General features: G+C 73.8%; 18 protein-coding genes. 7 read left to right on the top strand and 11 right to left on the bottom strand.

What is annotated here, in order from left to right; translation table 11 throughout:
• Positions 1–57 precede the first annotated feature (57 nt).
• Together ACLIRP_RS12960 and ACLIRP_RS12955 are read right to left on the bottom strand one after the other, a co-directional pair.
• On the bottom strand, positions 58–2,019 hold the full coding sequence (locus ACLIRP_RS12960) for a heavy metal translocating P-type ATPase (protein WP_412060881.1): 1,962 nt from the start codon (positions 2,017–2,019) through the stop codon (positions 58–60).
• A 97-nt stretch (positions 2,020–2,116) separates the two neighbouring features.
• Entirely contained in the window at positions 2,117–2,515 is a 399-nt protein-coding gene (locus ACLIRP_RS12955) for a Rid family detoxifying hydrolase (RefSeq protein WP_412060880.1), read from the bottom strand.
• Between the two features lie 230 nt (positions 2,516–2,745).
• Here ACLIRP_RS12955 and mnmA point away from each other — a divergent pair, with 230 nt between their 5' ends.
• The 4 genes from mnmA to bshB1 all read left to right on the top strand — a co-directional run bounded on the left by mnmA (position 2,746) and on the right by bshB1 (position 5,799).
• Positions 2,746–3,903, top strand: a complete 1,158-nt coding sequence (gene mnmA, locus ACLIRP_RS12950) for a tRNA 2-thiouridine(34) synthase MnmA (protein WP_412060879.1) — start codon at positions 2,746–2,748, stop codon at positions 3,901–3,903.
• Positions 3,900–4,103 carry a zinc ribbon domain-containing protein gene (locus tag ACLIRP_RS12945; protein WP_412060878.1) on the top strand — a complete coding sequence of 68 codons (204 nt, stop codon included), beginning with the start codon at positions 3,900–3,902 and terminating at the stop codon, positions 4,101–4,103. Before mnmA ends, ACLIRP_RS12945 begins: the two co-directional genes overlap by 4 nt.
• Before the next feature lie 77 nt (positions 4,104–4,180).
• A complete protein-coding gene (locus ACLIRP_RS12940; protein ID WP_412060877.1) occupies positions 4,181–4,831 on the top strand; it encodes a spondin domain-containing protein in 651 nt (216 codons plus the stop codon).
• A 203-nt stretch (positions 4,832–5,034) separates the two neighbouring features.
• Positions 5,035–5,799, top strand: coding sequence for a bacillithiol biosynthesis deacetylase BshB1 (gene bshB1, locus ACLIRP_RS12935; RefSeq protein WP_412060876.1), 765 nt, complete (start codon positions 5,035–5,037; stop codon positions 5,797–5,799).
• Positions 5,800–5,861: 62 nt separating this feature from the next.
• Here bshB1 and ACLIRP_RS12930 read toward each other — a convergent pair whose 3' ends face one another.
• Positions 5,862–7,304 carry an RAD55 family ATPase gene (locus tag ACLIRP_RS12930; protein WP_412060875.1) on the bottom strand — a complete coding sequence of 481 codons (1,443 nt, stop codon included), beginning with the start codon at positions 7,302–7,304 and terminating at the stop codon, positions 5,862–5,864.
• A gap of 232 nt (positions 7,305–7,536) precedes the next feature.
• On the opposite strand from ACLIRP_RS12930, the gene ACLIRP_RS12925 reads away from it, so the two are divergent.
• The gene (locus tag ACLIRP_RS12925) at positions 7,537–9,228 is read left to right on the top strand and encodes an aldehyde dehydrogenase family protein (protein WP_412060874.1); all 1,692 of its coding nucleotides are present in this window, start codon (positions 7,537–7,539) and stop codon (positions 9,226–9,228) included.
• A gap of 73 nt (positions 9,229–9,301) precedes the next feature.
• Entirely contained in the window at positions 9,302–11,227 is a 1,926-nt protein-coding gene (locus ACLIRP_RS12920; RefSeq protein ID WP_412060873.1) for a tetratricopeptide repeat protein, read from the top strand.
• Positions 11,228–11,428: 201 nt separating this feature from the next.
• On the opposite strand, the gene ACLIRP_RS12915 is transcribed toward ACLIRP_RS12920, so the two are convergent.
• The 7 genes from ACLIRP_RS12915 to ACLIRP_RS12885 form a co-directional block, all read right to left on the bottom strand.
• Positions 11,429–11,617 carry a CPXCG motif-containing cysteine-rich protein gene (locus ACLIRP_RS12915; protein WP_412060872.1) on the bottom strand — a complete coding sequence of 63 codons (189 nt, stop codon included), beginning with the start codon at positions 11,615–11,617 and terminating at the stop codon, positions 11,429–11,431.
• Between the two features lie 163 nt (positions 11,618–11,780).
• On the bottom strand, positions 11,781–12,881 hold the full coding sequence (locus tag ACLIRP_RS12910; RefSeq protein WP_412060871.1) for a hypothetical protein: 1,101 nt from the start codon (positions 12,879–12,881) through the stop codon (positions 11,781–11,783).
• Positions 12,882–13,047: 166 nt separating this feature from the next.
• Complete coding sequence (locus ACLIRP_RS12905) at positions 13,048–13,731, bottom strand: DUF6498-containing protein (RefSeq protein WP_412060870.1); 684 nt, start codon at positions 13,729–13,731, stop codon at positions 13,048–13,050.
• Between the two features lie 68 nt (positions 13,732–13,799).
• The gene (locus ACLIRP_RS12900) at positions 13,800–14,150 is read right to left on the bottom strand and encodes a DUF6232 family protein (protein ID WP_412060869.1); all 351 of its coding nucleotides are present in this window, start codon (positions 14,148–14,150) and stop codon (positions 13,800–13,802) included.
• Positions 14,151–14,209: 59 nt separating this feature from the next.
• Positions 14,210–15,592, bottom strand: a complete 1,383-nt coding sequence (locus ACLIRP_RS12895) for a PFL family protein (protein WP_412060868.1) — start codon at positions 15,590–15,592, stop codon at positions 14,210–14,212.
• A gap of 41 nt (positions 15,593–15,633) precedes the next feature.
• On the bottom strand, positions 15,634–16,047 hold the full coding sequence (locus ACLIRP_RS12890) for a four helix bundle protein (RefSeq protein WP_412060867.1): 414 nt from the start codon (positions 16,045–16,047) through the stop codon (positions 15,634–15,636).
• Positions 16,044–16,484: an ACT domain-containing protein gene (locus ACLIRP_RS12885; protein ID WP_412060866.1), complete on the bottom strand. Its 441-nt coding sequence runs from the start codon at positions 16,482–16,484 to the stop codon at positions 16,044–16,046. The genes ACLIRP_RS12890 and ACLIRP_RS12885 overlap by 4 nt, the downstream gene beginning before the upstream one ends.
• A gap of 137 nt (positions 16,485–16,621) precedes the next feature.
• Here ACLIRP_RS12885 and ACLIRP_RS12880 point away from each other — a divergent pair, with 137 nt between their 5' ends.
• Positions 16,622–18,277: an FAD-dependent oxidoreductase gene (locus ACLIRP_RS12880; RefSeq protein WP_412060865.1), complete on the top strand. Its 1,656-nt coding sequence runs from the start codon at positions 16,622–16,624 to the stop codon at positions 18,275–18,277.
• 4 nt (positions 18,278–18,281) lie between these two features.
• On the opposite strand, the gene ACLIRP_RS12875 is transcribed toward ACLIRP_RS12880, so the two are convergent.
• Positions 18,282–19,049, bottom strand: coding sequence for a DUF3667 domain-containing protein (locus ACLIRP_RS12875; RefSeq protein WP_412060864.1), 768 nt, complete (start codon positions 19,047–19,049; stop codon positions 18,282–18,284).
• Positions 19,050–19,054: the final 5 nt, after the last annotated feature.

The following is a 19,054-nucleotide window of genomic DNA, read 5'->3' as shown; positions in this document are numbered from 1 at the left end:
GGTCCCCGGTCCCCGGTCCCCGGTCCCCAGTCCCCAGTCCCCAGTCCCCAGTCCCCGTCACGCCCTCGCCCCGAGGAGCCGCAGGCCGTTGAGGCTGACCACGACGGTGCTCCCCTCGTGGCCGACGACCGCCAACGGGAGGGGGAGCCCGACGGCCAGAATCGAGGCCACCATCACGCCGATCATCCCGAACGAGATGGCGAGGTTGACCGCCAGCGTGCGGCGCGTGCGGCGACTGAGGCGCAGCAAGAACGGGATCTTGCCGAGGTCGTCGGCCATCAGCACCACGTCAGCGGTCTCCAGCGCCACGTCGGTTCCGGCGCCGCCCATCGCGATGCCGAGTGTGGCCGCCGCGAGCGCGGGCGCGTCGTTGACCCCGTCGCCGACCATCGCGACCGCGCCCCACTCGGCCTCCAGGTCGCGGACCAGCGCCACCTTGTCTTCGGGCAGCAGGTCCGCGTAGACCGCGTCGACGCCCGCTTCGTCGGCCATCGCGCGGCCGACCGACTCAGTGTCGCCGGTCAGCATCGCGACGTGCTCGATGCCGAGCGCGTGGAGCTGGGCGACGACGTCTCGCGCGCCGGGGCGGAGCACGTCCGCGAACGCGAGCACGCCGACGGCCCGCTCCCCGCTGGCGTCGGCCTCGGTCACGACCACGGCCGTCCGTGCCTGCTCGCGGAGCCGCTCGACCTCGGCGAGCGCCGCGTCGATCCCGAGGACGGCACGGTCGCCAAAAAAGCCCGGGTTGCCGATGCGGACCGTCCGCCCGCCGACGGCGCCCGACACGCCGCGCCCGGCGACGGCCCGGAAGGCGTCGGCCTCGGCGACCGCGAGCTCGCGCGCCGCCGCCTCGCGGACCGTCGCCTGCGCGAGGTGGTGCTCGCTCCGCGCCTGGACGGCTGCCGCGAGCGCCACGAGTCGGTCGGGGTCGCCGTCGAGCGAGACGGCGTCGGTGAGGCGCGTCAGGCCCGCCGTCAGCGTGCCCGTTTTGTCGAAGGCCACGGCGCGGATGCGGGCGGCGTCCTCGACCGTCACGCCCCCCTTGAAGAGCACGCCGCTCCGGGCGGCGGCGGCAATCGCGCTGAGCACGGCGGCGGGCGTCGAGATGACGAGCGCGCACGGGCTGGCGGCCACCATCAACGTCATCGCACGGTAAAAGGCGGAGCGAAACGGCTCGGACCAGCCGACGATCGGAACGGCGATCGCGAGCGCGGTCAGCGCGATCACGCCGAGCGCGTAGGGCTGCTCAAAGCGGTCGATGAGCCGCTGCGTCTCGGCCTTCTGCGCTTGAGCGTCCTCCACCATCGCGATCACACGCGCGATCGCGCTGTCGTTTGCCGTCTTGGTGACCCGGATGTCGAGCGCGCCGCCGCCGACCGTCGTCCCGCCGAACACGTCGTCGCCCTCGGCCTTCGTCACCGGGACGCTCTCGCCGGTGAGCGAGGCCTGGTCGACGGCGCTGCGGCCGCTCAGGACCACGCCGTCGAGCGGGATCCGGCCGCCGGGGAGCACGCGGACGGTGTCGCCCTTAGCGACCTCTTCGACCGGGACCTCCACCCAGACGCCGGCGCGCTCGACGCGCGCCTCGTCGGGCCGGAGGGCCATCAGCGCGCCGATCGCGCGGCGGCTCCGCCCCAGGGCGACGGTCTGCAGGACGTTCGAGAGCGAGAACAGAAAGAGCAGCATCGCCCCCTCGAAGGGCGCTCCGATGGCGAGGGCGCCGAGCGCGGCCAGCACCATCAGCAGGTCGATGTCGGCCGTCCGCTGCCGGAGGGCCGCCAGCCCGGCGCGCAGGCCGAACCAGCCGCCGAAGGCGTACGAGACCGCGTACCCGACCCCGCTGGCGATCGGCCAGCCCTGCCATTCGGCCACGAGCCCAACGACCAGCCCCGCCAGCGAGAGCACCACGAAGACGGCCTCGCGCCGTCCCCTGCCCGAGCCGTCGGGTGCCGCGGCGGGCACGGCCGGCGCACGGCCAACCGCGAGCGAGAGGGCGGGGGCGTCGGACGGAGGGGGCACGGCGGAGCGGGGGCAGCCCTACGCTACGCGCCAGCCGCCTCCGGTGTGCCCTGTCGAGGCGGAGCGGCGTGTGGGGCCATCCCCCGCCGGAGGCCGATCAGCCGACGGCGATGCAGCTGATCTCGACGCATGCCTCGTGCGGCAGCTTGCCGACCTCGAGCGCCTCGCGCGCCGGCGTGGCCCCGCTGAAGTACCGCGCGTAGACCTCGTTGACGTACGCGTAGTCCGACATGTCGCGCAGGAAGAGCGTCACCTGGACGACGTGCGCGAAGTCCATGTCGGCCGCGCGGAGCACGGCGCCGATGTTGTCGAGCACCTGGGCCGTCTCGTCCTGCACGTCGCCCTCGATCATCTCGCCGGTCTTGGGGTCCTGCGCGATCTGGCCGGACACGTAGAGCGTGCCGCCGACGAGCAGGCCCTGGCAGTACGGGCCGATCGCGGCGGGGGCGTCGGGCGTCTTGATCCGCTCGCGGCGGGAGGGCGTCTGCGGGGCCATACGGGTGGGGGGACCGGGAGCACCCAAGATGCGGGCCGCCCTCCTGGCGGAGGGCGAAGAAGGGAGAAACTCGCCGTGTCACGGGGCCGCGCACAGTGATCACATAGTGCTCTGGTCTCGTGCGACCTGACGGTCATATGCCCGGTCGCGCCCCGGAATCTCCACCCCGCCCTCGCAGCGCCCTCACCGAGGCGGCCTAGCTTGGCCGGGTCCCACTCCCCCTGCACGTCATGAGCCGTCACGGCCGCGTGCTCGTCGCCATGAGCGGCGGCGTCGACTCGTCGGTCACGGCCGGCCTCTTGCACGAGGCTGGCTACGAGGTCGTGGGCGTGACCATGAAGACGTGGGACTACGAGACCTCGCTCGGCGGCTCCGGCGTCTCGCGGACGACCTCCGGGTGCTGCTCGCTCGACGACATGAACGACGCCCGCGCCGTCGCCGTCCGGCTCGGCGCCAGCCACACCGTCGTCGACATCCGCGAGGAGTTTGGCGACTGGGTGATCGACCGGTTCGCCAGCGACTACCTCGCCGGGCGGACGCCGAACCCGTGCGTGCTATGCAACACGCACATCAAGTGGGCCGCCCTCATGAAGCGCGCCGACGCGCTCGGCTGCGAGCATATCGCGACGGGCCACTACGCGCGTGTCCGCGAGCACGGCGGGCGCTACGCGGTCAGCCGGGGGCTCGATGCGAGCAAGGACCAGTCGTACGTGCTGTGGGGGGTCGCCCAGGCGCACCTCGCGCGGACCCTCTTCCCGCTCGGCGGGCTGGCGAAGACCGAGATCCGACGCTTGGCGGCCGAGATGGGCATGGGCCACGTCGCCGGCAAAAAGGACTCCTACGAGATCTGCTTCGTGCCCGACGACGATTATCGGGGCTTCCTCCGTCGCCGCGAGCCGTCGCTGGCGGCGCTCGCGGGCGGGCCGTTCGTCCACGTCGAGACCGGCGAGACGGTCGGGACGCACGACGGGTACCCGTTCTACACCGTCGGCCAGCGGCGGCTGGGGATCGCGCTCGGCGAGCCGGTCTACGTGGTCCGCATCGAGCCCGAGACGAACACCGTCGTCGTGGGCCCGCGTGCGGCGCTGGGCGCTCGGGCGCTGGCGGCCGAGGGCGTGGTGTGGGGCAAGTGGGCGGGGATCGACGGCGAGGCGGCGCTGCACGGCCAGATCCGCCACCGCGACCCCGGCGCAGGCACCGTCGCCCGGCAGACCGCTCCGGACGCCTTCGAGGCCGTCTTCGAGACGCCCCGCGCGGCCGTCGCCCCGGGCCAGGCCGCCGTGCTCTACGACGGCGACGACGTGGTCGCGGGCGGCTGGATCGCCCCGTCGCCTGCCGTCCCCAACGCCGCCGGCTCCTCCGACTTTATCGCCCTTCCGACGCTGTGATCGACGCCCCCGGACCCGGCGAGCGCGAGTGCCCGAGCTGCGGGTTTACGGTCGCCGACGACCTCGACACGTGCCCGTACTGCGGCTACGAGTTCCCCGTCCGCAAGGCGAGCATGACCGCGAGTGCGTGGCTGTTCGTCGGGCTGATGGTGCTGTTCGCCTTGCCCGTGCTGGCATGGCTGCTGGGGGTCTTCGGGTAGGACGGCGCCACCTTTTCCCGCCTCGGCGTACGAACGGGCCGGCGTGCCACGTCTCGCGAGCACCCGCCCCTGCCGCCATGCGCCTTGCCCTGTTCGCCGCTGTCCTCCTCGTCGCCGGGTGCGACGTCTTCTCCGATGTCGACCCGCCGTTCGACCCCGAGCCGCTGGCGCCGGCGACCTACGCCGTCACCTTCGAGGCGACGTGGAGCGCGGCGACGCATCCGGAGGCGTTCCCGCCCGACCCCCACTTTTCGCGCCTGACCGGCGCCGCGCACGCGGCCGAGGTGTCGCTCTGGCGCGTTGGAGCGGTCGCCAGCGACGGCGTCCGCGCGATGGCCGAGACCGGGAGCACGGCCGGGCTCCGCGCCGAGGTCGAGGTGCTCGGCGACGCGGCGGCGTACCTCGAGGGCGACCCGCTGCGCCCGTCGCCCGGCACCGCGGGCGCCACCGTCACCGTCACCGACGCCCGCCCGGCCGCGACGGTCGTGAGCATGCTGGCGCCCAGCCCCGACTGGTTCGTCGGCGTCGACGGCCTCGACCTGCGCGACGGCGACGGCTGGGCGGATCGCGTGGTCATCGACGCGATCGTCTACGACGCCGGCACGGACGACGGGGCGGGCTACACCTCGGCGAACGCGCCGCGAGCGGCCCGGGCCCCGATCGCGGCCGTCGCCTACGCCCCGCTGGCGGGCACCGTCGTCGGGCGGCTGGTGTTCGAGCGGCAGTAGAGGACCAGGGACGACGGACCGAGGACCGGGGACGGAGGACGGAGGACCGAGGACCACGGACCGACATCCGGGGGATGGGGCTGGGGCCCTGCCGCGCGACTCGGCGCCCAGGGCGACCGGGTGGACTCTGCGCTCCTGCGCGCGCATCTTCCCGTCCCCCGTCCCCCGTCCCCCGTCCCCCGTCCCCCGTCCCCCGTCCCCCCATGCCCCTCGACGTCCTCGCCCTCGCCGCCCACCCCGACGACGTCGAGCTCTGCGCCGGCGGCACGATGTGCCTGCTCGCAGACCAGGGCTACCGGACCGGCATCGTGGACTTTACGCGTGGCGAGCTCGGCACGCGCGGCACGCCGGAGGGCCGGATGAAAGAGGCCGCCCGCGCGGGTGAGATCCTGGGGCTCGCGGCGCGAGAGAACCTCGGGCTCCCTGACGGCGACATCCAGAACACGAAGGAGACCCAGCGCGCCCTCATCCGCTCGATCCGGCGGCACCGCCCGCGGATCGTGCTCATCACCGCCGAGCACGTCCGCCACCCCGACCACGGCGACGCGACTGAGCTGGCGGTCGACGCCCTGTTCTACAGCGGGTTGGCCAAGATCGAGACGGCCGAGGACGACGGGACGCCGCAGCAAGCGTGGCGCCCGCACCACGTGCTCCACTACCTCCAGGCGCTCGACGTCGAGCCCACGTTCGTGGTCGACGTGTCGTCGGTGTGGGAGCGGCGGATGCGGGCGCTGCTGGCGTTCGAGAGCCAGTTTTACCAGCCCGGCGGGGACGATGGTAACGACGGCGGCGACGGCCCGGAGACGTACATCTCGAACCCGCGCTTCCTGAAGTGGGTCGAGGCCCGGGCGCGGACCTACGGCTACCGCATCGGCGCCGACTACGGCGAGCCGTTCGTGTACCGCCACGGCCCCGTCGGCGTGGACGACCTCGTCGCAGTGCTCGACCGCGAGCGGCCGTTTCGGTGACCCGTTGTCGGTGTCCAGTGATCGGGACTCCGAGAACCGACGACCGATCACCGACCGCCCTCTCAGCTCTCGAAGGCGTACGCCAGCAGCTCGGCGGAGGTCTCGAACGGCTGGCCGTCGGGGACGGTCACGGCCGCGACGGACTGCAAGACGCGCTCGGCGTCGGCGCCGAGGTGTTGGCGGAGCGAGGTCTGGAGCCCGCCGAAGAGCGCTTGTGCGGCCTCCGGGCCCGACGACGGCAGCACGACGGCGGCGCGCTTGCGTGGGGCGTCGACGAGCAGGCGGTCCGTCGGGCGGAGCGCCGACCGGAGGCCGGCCTCGACGGCGTGGAAGGCCGCCGCCTCGGGCGCCGCCGGGTCGACGCGCAAGGCGACGACGACGAACGGAATGCCGGCGCTGCGGCTGGCGAAGGCGGCGTCGAGGGCGACCCGGAAGTCGGCGCCGGGGTCGGAGGCGGGGGCGCTGGCGCCGATGGGCGCGAATGAGGGCTTCGGGGGCGGGGCGCCGGGCGCGGGGCCGGGGGGCACGCCGCCCCCCGCGCGCGAGTCGGCGAGGTAGCCCTGCTGGACGAGCTCGTCGGCGGGGTCGAGCCCGAACGGGTCGGCGGGCGGGGCGAGCAGCGACGGGTGCGGCGCGTCGGGCGGCACGACGTCGGTGGCCGGGGGGTTGCTGGTGGTCGCGCCGGCCGCCGCCGGGGCCTCCGGCACGGACGCCGGGTGCTGGGCGGGCGCGCCGTCGGGCGACGGGCCCGTGTTCGAAAAGGTGGTGCTGAAGCCGTCGGGCGCCGGCTCGGCTGGCGGCGGCGGGGACGGCGCGGAAGCGGCTTCGGGCGCTAGCGGCGCGGCGATGGGGGGCGCGGCCTCGGGGTCGGCCGGGGCCGCGGCCTCAACAGAGGCCCCGTCGCTGGACGGGAACTGGGGGGGCACCGCCAGCGAGACCGTCCCGTCGGCGCCCAGGCGGACCGTCCCGTCGACGAGCCCCTCGACGACCTCGAGCAGGCGCCGGGACGCCTCGTTGGCCGGGTCGCCGAGGCCGAGGACCAGCGTCGTCTCGTGCTGGCGGAAGGCCCCGACCAGGTCGGAGAACGCCTCGTGGAAGGCCTCGAAGGTCTCGAACTGCACGAGCGGCGTAAAGTCCTCGATCACCACGCGCGCCGGGCGGTCCTTGGCGACGAGCGCCACCAGGTCGCGGTACGTCTTGACGAGGCCGGCGGCGCCCTTGGCGGCGAGGTCGGCGGCGGACGGGATGCGCAGCACGCGGAGCGCGCCGGCGCGGTGCGCCGCCGGGATGTCGAGGCCGACCTGCTGGCCCACACCGACGAGCTCTTGGGGCGGGCGGGGCGAAAACACCAGGCATGCCTCCTCCGCGTCCACGGTGGCCTTGGCAGTACGGAGGGCGAGGGCCGAGCGGCCGGCGCCGGCGCGGCCAACGAGCAGGTAGGCGCGGCCAGGTGCGAGGCCGCCCCACTGGCGGTCCACGGCGTCGAGGCCGGAGGGGGAAGGCATGAGGGCGGTCATGGTCGAGAGAGAGGCGCGCCTGGGCGATTGCAAACGGCGTGCCACGGCGCTGGGAGCCTCGTAGCACGCTCGGTTCGGGAGGCCCGGCGCGCCGGGAAGGCGGGACGTACCCGGCGCGTCCCCTCCCGTACCCCTCCGCTGGCTGGGGGATCCGGGCCCGGAGCGCGTCGGTGCCGCCCGCCGACGGCCCTACCTTTCCGGCCCCGCCCGCCCGCCCCCGATGGACGCCGACCTCCGCTCGATCCAGGACGCCCGCGACGCCGTCGCCCGCGTCGCCGCCGCCCAGAAGCAGTTCAAGACCTCCGACCAGGCGACCGTCGACCGCGTCGTCGCGGCGATGGTGGAGGCCGGCGCGCGCGACGCCAAGCGCCTCGGGCAGCTCGCACACGACGAGACCGGGTTCGGGAAGCCCGAGTCGAAAGAGCAGAAAAACCTATTCGCCACGCGCACGCTCGCGGCGCGGATGGAGGGCATGAAGACGGCCGGCATCATCGCCAAAAGCGACGACGGGACCGTCTGGACGGTCGCCTCCCCGATGGGCGTCGTCGCCGCGCTCGTGCCGTCGACGAACCCCACGTCGACGGCCTTCTACAAGGCCATCATCGCGGCGAAGGCCCGGTGCGGGATCGTGATGAGCCCGCACCCGCGCGCGGCGCGCTGCACCGCCGACGCGCTCGACGTGGTCGCGCAGGCGGCCTACGCCGCGGGCGCGCCGGAGGGCTTGTTCGCGTGCCTCGGCGCCGACGGCGGCCCGATCACGATCGCCGGGACCGACGCCCTTCTCGAGCACGCGCTCACCGATGTGATCCTGGCGACCGGCGGTGGGGCCATGGTCCGCGCGGCGTACTCCAAGGGCAAGCCCGCGTATGGCGTCGGCTCGGGCAACGTGCCCGCCTACGTCGACCGCAGCGCGAATGTCGACAAGGCCGCCGCCGACATCCTGACGGGCACGGCGTTCGACTGGGGCACGCTGTGCTCGACCGAGCGGTCCGTCATCGCCGACGCGCCCATCCGCCAGCGATTGCTCGACGCGCTCCGCGAGCGCGGCGGGCACGTCTGCTCGCCCGACGAGGCCGCCAAGCTCCGCGCCGTCATCAAGCCCGGCGGCCGGTTCAACACCGAGATCGTGGGCCAGAGCCCGCGCCGGATCGCCGAGATGGCCGGGTTCTCCGTGCCGGAGTCCGCCCGCGCCCTCATCGCCGAGGTCGACGCCGTCGGGCCGGACGAGCCGATCTCGATGGAGACGCTGTCGCCGATCCTGAGCTTCTACGCCGCCGACGGCTGGGAGGCCGGGTGCGAGCGCTGCATCGAGATCCTGGAGTTCGGTGGCATCGGCCACACGCTGGCGCTCCACGCGACGTCCGACCGCGTCATCGAGCAATTCGGCCTCAAGAAGCCGTCGATGCGGATCGTCGTCAACACGGTCGCTGCGCTCGGCTCGGTCGGCATGACGACAGCGCTGTTCCCGGCGATGACACTCGGGCCGGGCACGGTCGGCGGCTCGATCACGTCCGACAACGTGACGCCGATGCACCTCGTCAACCTCAAGCGCGTGGCGTTCGAGACGGCCCCGCTCAACGACGACGCCGGCCAGCCGATCTCGGGATCGGGGACCGGAGACCGGAGGCCGGGCAGAGGGCGCTCGGCGGCCGCCACCTCCGCGCCGCGTTCGGCCGCCGCCAGCCCCGCACCGAGGCGGTCGGGATCTGGCGACGGGTCGTGGATGGAGGAGATCGAGGCGCGGCTCGTCGCGCGCGCGGGGAACCGTCAGGTCGGCGCAGCCAATCCGACTGTGACACCGCTCGCCCCGATGCCGGCGAAGACGTCCGCGCCGGCCTCCGCGCCCGCGTCGTCGGCGCTGCCGCTGCCCGACCCGCAGATCGAGTCGCTCGTCCGGCGCTTCCGCAAGTAGGCGCGCGCGGCCGGCCTCGTCGGCCCTGCCGGCCGCGGGCATCCCGGTTGCGTCGGGGCGCGTAGACTTGGTCATGGCCGAGCCGCTCCCGACCCCTGCCGACCTGCAAGACGGGTTCACCGTGGGCACCCTGCCCCCGGGGCCCGTCGCGGACCGGCTGATCGAGGCGGCCGGCCACGTCCCCGACCGCCCGGACCAGGTGCTCGCGCTGGCGCTGGAGGCCCAGGCGCTGGCCGACGGCGACCCACTGGCGGAGGCGTTCGCGCAAGCCTACGAGGGGTTCGCGCGCTACCTCCTGTCCGAGCACGAGGCCGCCCTCGGCCTGCTGACGCGCGCGCTCGCGGCGATGGAGCCGCTCGGCGACCTCGCCGGCCGCTCGTTGATGCTCGGCGTGCTCGCGTCCGTCCACGTCAGCCTGGGGCACTACGACGAGGCGCTCGACATCGCGCTGGGCAACCTCCGCGTCGCGCGCGCGCTCGGCGACATCGGCCAGGAGGCCTGGACCCGCGCCATGATGGGGAACGCCTACATCGAGCTCGACCAGCCCGACCGCGCCCTCGAGCACGGCGAGGCCGCGCTCCGCCTGTTCGCCGACCTGGACAACGCGGTCGGCCAAGCGCGCGCCCACACGGCGCTCGGCGGCGCGCTCCGCTCGCTGGCGCGCTACGCCGAGGCCCGCGCCCACTTCGAGGCCGCCCTCCGGCTCTCCCGCGAGCACGCCTCGACGCTGACCGAGGCCCGCGCGCTCCACGACCTCGGCCTGCTCGCGCACCTGCGCGGCGACGACGACCAGGCGCTGGCGCTCCACCGCGAGGCGCTCCGCATCCGCACCGAGGTCGGCAACCGGCAGGCCCAGGCCACCAGCCTCATCGCCATCGGCCAGACGCTCGCCGAGATGGGGCGCCCCGACGACGCCCGCCCGGCGCTCCACGAGGCGCTCGGGATCGCCCAGGACGTCGGCGCCGAGCCGCGCGAGGCCGAGGCCCACGCCGCGCTCGCCGACGCCTACGAGGCCGCCGGCGACGCCGCCGCCGCGCTCCGCCACCTCCGCGCCTTCCACGACCTGCGCGAGGCGCTGCTGTCGGCCCAGGCGCGCAGCCGGATCCAGACCGTTGAGATCCGCGCTCAGGCCGAGCGCGCCCAGCAGGAGGCCGAGATGGCGCGGATCCGGACCGAGGAACTCGGCGCGGCGAACGCCGAGCTCTCGGAGACCCTGCGCGAACTCCGCGCCGCGCAGACCCGCCTCGTGCAGTCCGAGAAGCTGGCGTCGCTGGGGCGGTTGTCGGCCGGGCTGGCCCACGAGATCCAGAACCCGCTCAACTTCGTCGCCAACTTCGCCGAGCTCAACACCGAGCTGGCGACCGACCTGCTGGCGACGCTCGAGGCCGCGCTCGACGGCGGCGACTTCGACCCGGCCCAGGCCCGCGACGACCTCGAGGCGATCGCCGCCAACTCGGCCCGCGTCCGCGACCACGCGCGGCGCGCCGACGCGATCGTGCGCGGGCTGATGGGCCACGTCCGCGACGTCGGCGGCGAGCGCCGCCCGACCGACCTCCACGAGCTCATCGAGCAGGCGGTCTCAACCGTCCTCGGGCCGTCCGTGGTGCGCGTCGAGCGGGGCTACGGCGAGCTCGCGCCGGTCGAGCTCGCGCCGGCCTCGCTCCAGCGCGTGTTCGTCAACCTGTTCGAGAACGCGCGGTGGGCCGTCGAGCACCGAGCCGAGGCGGAGAAAAACGGCTTCGTGCCGACCGTCCGGATCGAGACGGCGCCCATCGAGGCGGGCGTCGAGGTCCGCGTCGTCGACAACGGCATCGGGATCCCCCTCGCGCACTGCACGCGCGTCTTCGAGCCGTTCTTCACGACGAAGCCGGCGGGCTCCGGCACGGGCCTCGGCCTCTCGCTGGCGTACGACATCGTGACGGAGGGGCACGGGGGCACGCTCGCCGCCTACAGCCGCGAGGGCGAGGGCGCCACGTTCGTGCTCACGCTGCCGGCGTGACACGCGGCGTCGGCCACGGACCCCCCGCCTGCCGGCCGCCCCCCTCATCCGAGGGGGGCGTCTTTGATTGCAACGCCACGCTCCTCATCGGCCTCAGCGCTGCTCGCGGAGTCCCCCTCCTCATCCGAGGAGGGGGACAGGGAGTGGTTCGCCCCGTTGGCGCAAGCCGACCGTAGGCGCGAGTCGGTCGTGGCGACCTCTCTACCCCTCCATCACCTCCGCCTCGAAGGCCACCAGCGCCTCGTCCTCGACGCGGTAGCTGACCTGGATGGGGTGGCAGCACACCTCGCAGTCCTCGACGTAGCGCTGGGCGGGGACCGACGGGTCGACCAGCATCGAGATGGGGGCGAAGCAGTACGGGCAGGCAAAGGGGACCTCGATCTCAGTCACGGCGGCTAGGTTGGGGCGCCCCGCCTACGCCGCCGTGCCGGTGCCCGCTCCCGCGCTCCGCCTCGGGCTCGCGATCCGCCGCGCCGCGTGGGCAGCCTTCGAGCCCGGCTCGCGCTGGCACCCGCCCGCCGGGGCCGAGCGGTTTCGGGTCTAGCCGACGGCCTCACTCCAGGAAGGCCGCGCGGAAGGCGGGGTTGGCCGCGAACGCGAGCGCGATCGAGATCGCGAGCCCGGCCATGCAGTAGACCACGTCGCGGCCCGCGAGGCGGAGCCCGTCGCGCAGCGGGCGGTCGCTGGCGCCGCGCAGGGTCAGGATCAGCTCGCGCCCCGCCAGCAGCCCGATAAACACCCAGGTCGTCGACATGGGGATGGTCGAGACCTCCTTGAAGCCGAACAGGATGATGGCGTAGACAAAGTCGATGACGGTCGCCGAGCGGATGTCCTCGACGCTCGTCTTCTCGTCGACGACGCGCTGGATCCGGTCGCCGCGGAGGTAGAGCAGCACGGCCAGGCCCGCCAGGATGACGCCCACGAACGCACCGAACTCGCCGGCCGAGAGCTGGCGCGGGAGGTAGACGGCGAGGTTGGCCGCGTCCTGCATGATCCACGTCGCCCAGAGCACGCCCGTCGCCAGCCACTGGAGCGGGTACCAGGCCGGCGACATCGGGGTCTGCTCGACGCGCCGCATCAGCCGCCCGACCACGAGCCACGCGACCACGGCCGTCGCGAAGGCCACCACGTAGCCCCACAGGCTCTTCGTGAGCACGTCCCAGATGCCGTCCGGCGTCGTCGCGAAGCACGAGAGCAGCAGGAACGTCGTCGAGACCGGCATCCGCAGCCGCGTGATCAGCAGCAGGAAGATGGGCGCGGCCACCTGCAGGAACGTGAACGTCGCCGGCGTCTCCGAGAACCCCTTGGAGGCGAGCCGCCCGTAGCTCACGTCGCCGCCCATCGTGGACCACCCGTAGTACGCCGTGATCAGAAACACGCCGCCGATGAACAGCCACAGCAGCCACCACGGCCGCGCCTTGTTGGAGGCGATGAACACGCCGACCGTCTGGATGGAGTCGTTGGCGATGGCCGAGTACGCCGCCAGCGCGAAGCCCAGCCACCGCGCGACGTCGGGGTAGGGGAACGCGGCGCCGGCCGCGAAGAAGGCCACGCCCAAGAGCAGCAGGAACTGCCGCTCGGTCCGTGCCAGCCGGAGCAGCGTGTGCCGGGGGCGGACCTGCGTGGTCGAGAGGGACTTCTGGACGGTGGTCAAGGAGGGGCCGGGGCGGCAGCTCAACGGAAGCCGCCCTCGAACGTTTGCACGGGCGAGCGTTCCGGCGGCGGTGTGATCAAATCATGTCCCTTGCGTCCCCCCGCCTCGGCAGGGCTCCAGACCCGCCCGCCGACCTCCCGGACGCCGTTCCCGAAGCCCGTACCGCCTACCGACTCCCCGACCCACCGAGGCTTGGATGGTGGTCGAGGCGGATCGTGGTGGCTCGCGGGTCCGGCTCCGCGAGCGCGAGGTCGGACCGGCGGATCCGGTGGCCGACGACGTGGACGCCCAGGTCGAGCCCGGTCTTGAGGACGACGAGCAGCGCCAGCGCCGCCACGCCCGCGCCCGTCGTCGCGACGGCGACCCCGCCGAGCAGGATCACGACGTGGAGCAGCACCACGCGGCCGTAGGGCTTGAACATTTCGGTGTGCGCGTTCGCCGCCGTCCACTCGCCGCCCCACACGTAGTGGACCGCGAACGAGGCGCCGTGGCTGAGCACGAGCGCCGCCAGCCCCTCGACGATCCCCCGCATCGTCGCCGCGTCGGCCAGGCCGGCGTCGCCGCCGAACAGCGACGCCAGGAAGACCCCATGGCCCAGCCAGAACCCGCCGTAGTGGACCGCGAAAAAGGGGCCGAGGAACAGCTTCTGCCCGACGCCGCCCTCGCGAGCCCCCAGGATCCGCAGCAGCGCGAAGACGCCGATCACCCCGTTCTCGGCCCAGTACAGCGCCATCACGCCGACCAGGCTCCACCCGAACCACAGCACCCCGACGAGCGGGACGACATTCGCGACGACGAGCCCGAGCGCCGAGGCGGCAGACGGGGCGCGCAGGGTCGGGGCGGAGGCCATGCGCCGAACCTAGACCGGCGGGGTTGGCGCGGGCCTCCCCGGGGTGGGGGAGGGAGACTTCGGTCTACTCACCCCCTGAGATCGACTGCATCCGAGATCGCCTTTGCGATGGCCTCCGCTTTTGCAGGATCCTTGGTCTCGTAGGCGGTCACATCTTGCCCGGCCGTGTTCAGCCGGATGGTGCTCGACCGGAGCAGGTATGCGAGGAAAAAGAAAGCGCCTACGGCAAGCAGGGTGCTGACTTGCCCTTGGCCCCCAATCATATACATGACGATGGCTGCGACAAATGGCCCCATCAGGTTCATCTTCGGCCGGACTTCCACAGAGGTGATTCCCGCGATCGGGAATGTCCTTTTGTCTACAACGAGCCGCGTCGGCGTGACGGTGACGTTTGACGATTGGTAGAGCGTGTCAGTCATGCGGGCTGATTGGTGACCGGCCGAGCGCTAATTATAAGCGTTGGTCATCGAGCCACGCATCAGTTCGTCAGGCTCCGAATCGGCGCCGGGATCCGGCCGCCGCGGTGCGCGAAGACGGCGTTCGAGACCTGCGACACCGGCTGGATCGGGGCGCGCCCGAGCAGCCCGCCGTAGTCGGCCCACTCGCCGACGCCCTTGCCGGCGACCGGCAAGAGCCGCACGGCCGTCGTCTTGTCGTTGATCATGCCGATGGCGAACTCGTCGAACAGGATGCCCGCGATCGTCTCGGCGGAGGTGTCGCCGGGGATGGCGACCATGTCGAGGCCGACCGAGCAGATCGCGCTCATCGCCTCCAGCTTTTCGAGCGACAGGTGCCCCGCCGCCGCCGCCTCGATCATCGCCTGGTCCTCGCTGACGGGCATGAACGCGCCGCTCAGCCCGCCGACGTGCCGGGCCGCCATCAGCCCGCCGCGCTTGACGGCCTCGTTGAGCATCGCGAGCGCCGCCGTCGTCCCGGGCGCGCCGACGTGTTCAAGCCCGAACGCCTTGAGCACGTCGCCGACCGAGTCGCGCTCGGCGGGCGTCGGCGCCAGCGAGATGTCGACGACGCCGAACGGGATGGCCTGCCCCGACCGCTCGCGCAGCCGCTCGGCCACGCGCCGGCCGATCAGTTCGCCCGCGCGCGTGATCTTGAAGGCGGCCGTCTTGATGGCGTCCGTGACGGCCCCGAAGTCGCCCCGGTCGCCGACGGCCTCGACGGCGCGGAGCACGACGCCCGGGCCGGAGATGCCGACGTTGAGCGCGGCGCCGGGCTCGGACGGCCCGTGGAAGGCGCCCGCCACGAAGGGGTTGTCGCCGACGGCGTTGCAGAAGGCCACGAACTTGGCGCACCCGATCGAGTCGCGGTCGGCCGTCCGCGCGGCCATGCCCTTGATGGCGCGCGCCACCTGCAGTACGGCATCCGCGTTGATGCCGGCCTGTGTGCTCCCGACGGCGACCGACCCGCACACGCGGCCGGTCGTCGCGAGCGCCTCGGGGAGCGCCTCGATGAGCGCCGCGTCGCCCGGCGTGGCGCCCTTCTCGACGAGCGCGGTGAACCCGGCGATGTAGTCGACGCCGACCTCGGTGGCGGCCTGGTCGAGCGTCTCCGCCAGCCGGACGAAGCCTGGGGCGTCGAGCCCCTCGGCCGCGAGCGCGGCGGGCGTGATGGAGATGCGCTTGTTGGCGATCCGCACGCCGTACTGCCGCTCGACGTCCTGGGCCGCGGCCACGTGCTGCTCGGCCGTCCGGGTGACGCGGTCGTAGATGTTGCGCCGGGTCGACTCGGCGTCGCGGCTGGCGCACCCGCGCAGGCTGATCCCGAGCGTGACGGTCCGGATGTCGAAGGCGTCGGCCTCCGTCATGCGGACGGTGTCGAGGATCTCGGAGAGGGCGAGGGACATGGGGTGGGGGGGGCGGCCACCGGCGACCGGCGATCGGGGGATTACGTGAGGGAACGGGTTAGCCCGTGGAGCACCCGACCAACACGGTCGGCGTCGTCGCGGAGGGCGCGGGCGGCGTCGGAGGGCATCAAGCCGACACGACGGGCGATCTCGATCTGCGTCCGCAGTTCGTAGAGCGAGCCGCGAGCGGTGCGGAGGAACCGGACGTAGTCCTTGCGGGACTGGCGGCCCCGCCCCTCGGCGATGTTCGAGGGGACGGAGACGGCGGCGCGGCGCATCTGGGACCGCAGGCCGAACGTCTCCTCCGCGGGGAACGCATCGGTCGCGCGGTACATCGCCTCGGCCAGCGCGACCGCGAGCTGCCACGCTTCGAGGTCCTCGAAGCTCCGGATCTGGCGCGGGCGCTCTTCCCCCGATGGCCGATGGCCGGTCGCCGGTGGCCCCTGCCTGCTCATGGTCGGTGCATCGCCTGGAACAGCTCCTCGTGCTGCAAGAGCACGCGGGCGCCGAGCGCCTCGCCCCGAGCGGTGAGCGCGTCGCGGACCGCGCCGAGGTCGGTCCCGCCCGCGAGGTCGGCCACCAGGACGACGGTGAAGTAGCCCTGGAGGACCTTCTGCGACACGTCCAGGATGTTGGCGCCGGCGGCCGAGAGCTCGGCGGTGACCGCCGCCAGCACGCCCGGCCGGTCGTGGCCGTAGGCCGTGACGACGACGCGTGTGGCGTCGGCGGCCGGGCCCTCGGAGGTTCGGACCGGAGCGGTGGGCGGGCGGTCCGCACCCTCTGAGCGGGCGTCGAGGACGGCGCGGGCGACGCGCTCGACGCGCTCGGGCGTCGCCTCCGGGCCCAGGGCCGAGGCGATGCGGTCGATCAGGGCGCGGACGTCGGAGGGCATGGCGGGCGCGAGCGGCGGGGCAGAGCCCGAAGGTACCGCCGGGTCTCGGGCGCCCGCCCCGCTGGCGCTCCCGTCCGTCGGCCCGCCGGCACCGTCCGCGCTGGGGCGCGTTCGGCCCTCCCCGCTCCCCCGTTCCCATGCCCGAGTTCGTCCGCGTCGCCTCCATCCACGACCTCGCCGACGGCGAGATGCGGCAGGTCGACGCCGACGGCACGGCCGTGCTGCTGGCCCGCGTCGACGGCACCTTCCACGCCTGCACCGCCTTCTGCACGCACTACGGCGCCCCCCTCGCCGACGGCGTGCTCGACGGCACGACCGTCGTCTGCCCCTGGCACCACGCCGCCTTTGACGTGGCCTCGGGCGCCCTCTGCCAGCCGCCCGCGCTCGACGCCCTCCGGCGCTTCCCCGTCCGCGTCGACGGCGACGACGTGCTCGTCGCCGCGCCCGACGACGCCGACGAGCACGGCAAGGGGATCGCGTACCGCGAGAGCGACGGCGAGACGCCCGCGATGGCGAGCGTGGACGCCACGGCCGACGACCGGCTGTTCCTGCTCGTCGGCGCGGGTGCCGCGGCCGCCTCGTGCGCCGAGGCCCTCCGCGCCCAGGGCTACCGGGGGCGGCTCGTGATGGCGACGCCCGAGACCAAGCCGCCCTACGACCGCACCAAGCTCTCCAAGGGCTACCTCGCCGACCCCGACGACGCCGCGCTCCGCCTGCGCGACGGCGCCTTCTACGAGAGCCACGGCATCGAGATGTGGACCGGTCGCGCCGTCTCGGCCCTCGACCCCGACGCCCGCACGGCGACCTTCGAGGACGGCGAGACCGTGACCTACGACGTGGCGCTCGTTGCGACGGGTGGCACGCCCCGCCGCCTGCCCATCGAGGGCGCCACGCTCGACGGCGTCCAGCTCTTGCGCTCGTGGGAGGACGCCCGCACCCTGGCTGACCGCGTTGGGGATGCCGAGTCCGTCGCCATCATCGGCGCCTCGTTTATCGGCATGGAGGCGGCGTCGAGCCTGCGCGGGCGGGGGCTGGCGGTGACCGTCGTCGGCCGCGAGGAGACCCCGTTTGAGAACGTGCTCGGCCCGGACGTGGGCGGCGTGTTCGAAAAGGCCGCCCGCGACCAGGGCGTCCAGTTCCGGCTCGGCGCGGACGTGCAGCGGATCACCACGGTCGCGGCCGACCCCGAGGCCGAGACGCCGCGCCGCTTGCGCGTCGAGACCTCCGCCGGGCACGTCACCGCGGACGTGGTCCTGCTCGGTGTCGGTGTCTCGCCCGCGACCGCGTTCCTCGAGGGCGCCGACTTCCGCCGCGACGACGGCGGACTGATCGTCGACGAGCGCCTGCGCGCCGCGCCGGGCCTCTACGCCGCTGGCGACGTGGCCGTCGTGCCCGACGCCCGGACCGGCAAGGCGGTCCGCATCGAGCACTGGCGCGTCGCCCAGCAGCACGGCCGTGCCGCCGCGCACGCCATGCTGGCGGACACCGACCCGACGCTCGAGGTCGCCCCCTTCGCCGACGTGCCCTTTTTCTGGACCGGCCAGTTCGGCCTCAGCCTGCGCTACGTCGGCCACGCCGAACGCTGGGACGAGGTGATCGTCGACGGCTCGCTCGACGACCGCGACTTCCTGGCCGCCTACGTCTCCGGCGGCGCCGTCCGCGCCATCGCGACCGTCGGGCGCGATCGCCAGGCCGCCGCCGCCCAGCGCCTCCTGGACCGTCGCGCGCTCCCCGCCCCCGCCGCCTTCCGCGCCGGCGTCGACCTCGAAGCCGTCTTGCGCGACGTGGGGTGAGGGGCTATCGGGCGAGGACCACGTACGCCGTGCCGATCACCATCCCGTACGTCACGAATCCGAGCACGAGGCTGAGCGCCGTCGCGAGCGGCGACCACACCCGGCCCCGCCGGAACACGCCGAGGCTGGCCCAGAGGTACAGCCCGAACGGGAGCGCGAGCACGAGCGCCGCGAGCCCGTAACCGATCCGGCCCGGCACCGACTCGCCGAGCGCGATCGACAGCCCGAGCCCGACCAACGCGACCTGGCCAAGCAGGTAGAGGTGCGCGGTCGCGTGCTCCGCTAGCGTCAGCCCCGATCGCCGGAGCAAGAAGCGGCTCCACAGCGTCACGAACGGGACCATCCCGACGAACGCGAACACCCAGAACTGCTCGATCCGTTGGGCGACGACGGCCTGGTCGAGCGCGTCGACGGTGGGCCGGTTGCCCTGGTAGCCCTCGGCGTAGGCCTCGGCCATCTCCGAGACGTCCCCGAGGAAAAACGCCAGCAGCTGGGCCGCCGTGACCGCCAGCAGGAAGTAGCGGACGGGGCCCGCGTACGGGACCGTCCGGCCCGCGAACACGTCGCGGATCAGGCCAGCGGGCCGGCGCACCAGGTCGACGGCGGTCCGCGCCAGCCTCGAGTCGAGCGACGACACGTGGTGGAGCGCCTCCCTCGCGACGCCGCCCATCGTCAGCCGGCCGGGCCGGACGTGCTGGCCGCACCGGGCGCAAAACGGGCCGTGCAGCGCGGCGCCGCACGTCGCGCAAGGGGGGGCGGGGGCGAGGTCCATGCTCG

The sequence above is a fragment of the Rubrivirga halophila genome (genome assembly GCF_046845755.1).
GTDB lineage: Bacteria > Bacteroidota > Rhodothermia > Rhodothermales > Rubricoccaceae > Rubrivirga.
This window is presented reverse-complemented; position numbering and strand designations above follow the sequence as displayed.

Excerpts from the sequence above, each read along its gene's own strand:
- ACLIRP_RS12930 (WP_412060875.1), bottom strand. The coding sequence starts at position 7,304 with ATGCCTTCCCCCTCCGGCCTCGACGCCGTGGACCGCCAGTGGGGCGGC.
- ACLIRP_RS12880 (WP_412060865.1), top strand. The coding sequence starts at position 16,622 with ATGCCCGAGTTCGTCCGCGTCGCCTCCATCCACGACCTCGCCGACGGC.
- ACLIRP_RS12885 (WP_412060866.1), bottom strand. The coding sequence starts at position 16,484 with ATGCCCTCCGACGTCCGCGCCCTGATCGACCGCATCGCCTCGGCCCTG.
- ACLIRP_RS12900 (WP_412060869.1), bottom strand. The coding sequence starts at position 14,150 with ATGACTGACACGCTCTACCAATCGTCAAACGTCACCGTCACGCCGACG.
- ACLIRP_RS12905 (WP_412060870.1), bottom strand. The coding sequence starts at position 13,731 with ATGGCCTCCGCCCCGACCCTGCGCGCCCCGTCTGCCGCCTCGGCGCTC.
- mnmA (WP_412060879.1), top strand. The coding sequence starts at position 2,746 with ATGAGCCGTCACGGCCGCGTGCTCGTCGCCATGAGCGGCGGCGTCGAC.
- ACLIRP_RS12925 (WP_412060874.1), top strand. The coding sequence starts at position 7,537 with ATGGACGCCGACCTCCGCTCGATCCAGGACGCCCGCGACGCCGTCGCC.
- ACLIRP_RS12920 (WP_412060873.1), top strand. The coding sequence starts at position 9,302 with ATGGCCGAGCCGCTCCCGACCCCTGCCGACCTGCAAGACGGGTTCACC.
- ACLIRP_RS12940 (WP_412060877.1), top strand. The coding sequence starts at position 4,181 with ATGCGCCTTGCCCTGTTCGCCGCTGTCCTCCTCGTCGCCGGGTGCGAC.
- ACLIRP_RS12955 (WP_412060880.1), bottom strand. The coding sequence starts at position 2,515 with ATGGCCCCGCAGACGCCCTCCCGCCGCGAGCGGATCAAGACGCCCGAC.
- ACLIRP_RS12895 (WP_412060868.1), bottom strand. The coding sequence starts at position 15,592 with ATGTCCCTCGCCCTCTCCGAGATCCTCGACACCGTCCGCATGACGGAG.
- ACLIRP_RS12875 (WP_412060864.1), bottom strand. The coding sequence starts at position 19,049 with ATGGACCTCGCCCCCGCCCCCCCTTGCGCGACGTGCGGCGCCGCGCTG.
- ACLIRP_RS12890 (WP_412060867.1), bottom strand. The coding sequence starts at position 16,047 with ATGAGCAGGCAGGGGCCACCGGCGACCGGCCATCGGCCATCGGGGGAA.
- bshB1 (WP_412060876.1), top strand. The coding sequence starts at position 5,035 with ATGCCCCTCGACGTCCTCGCCCTCGCCGCCCACCCCGACGACGTCGAG.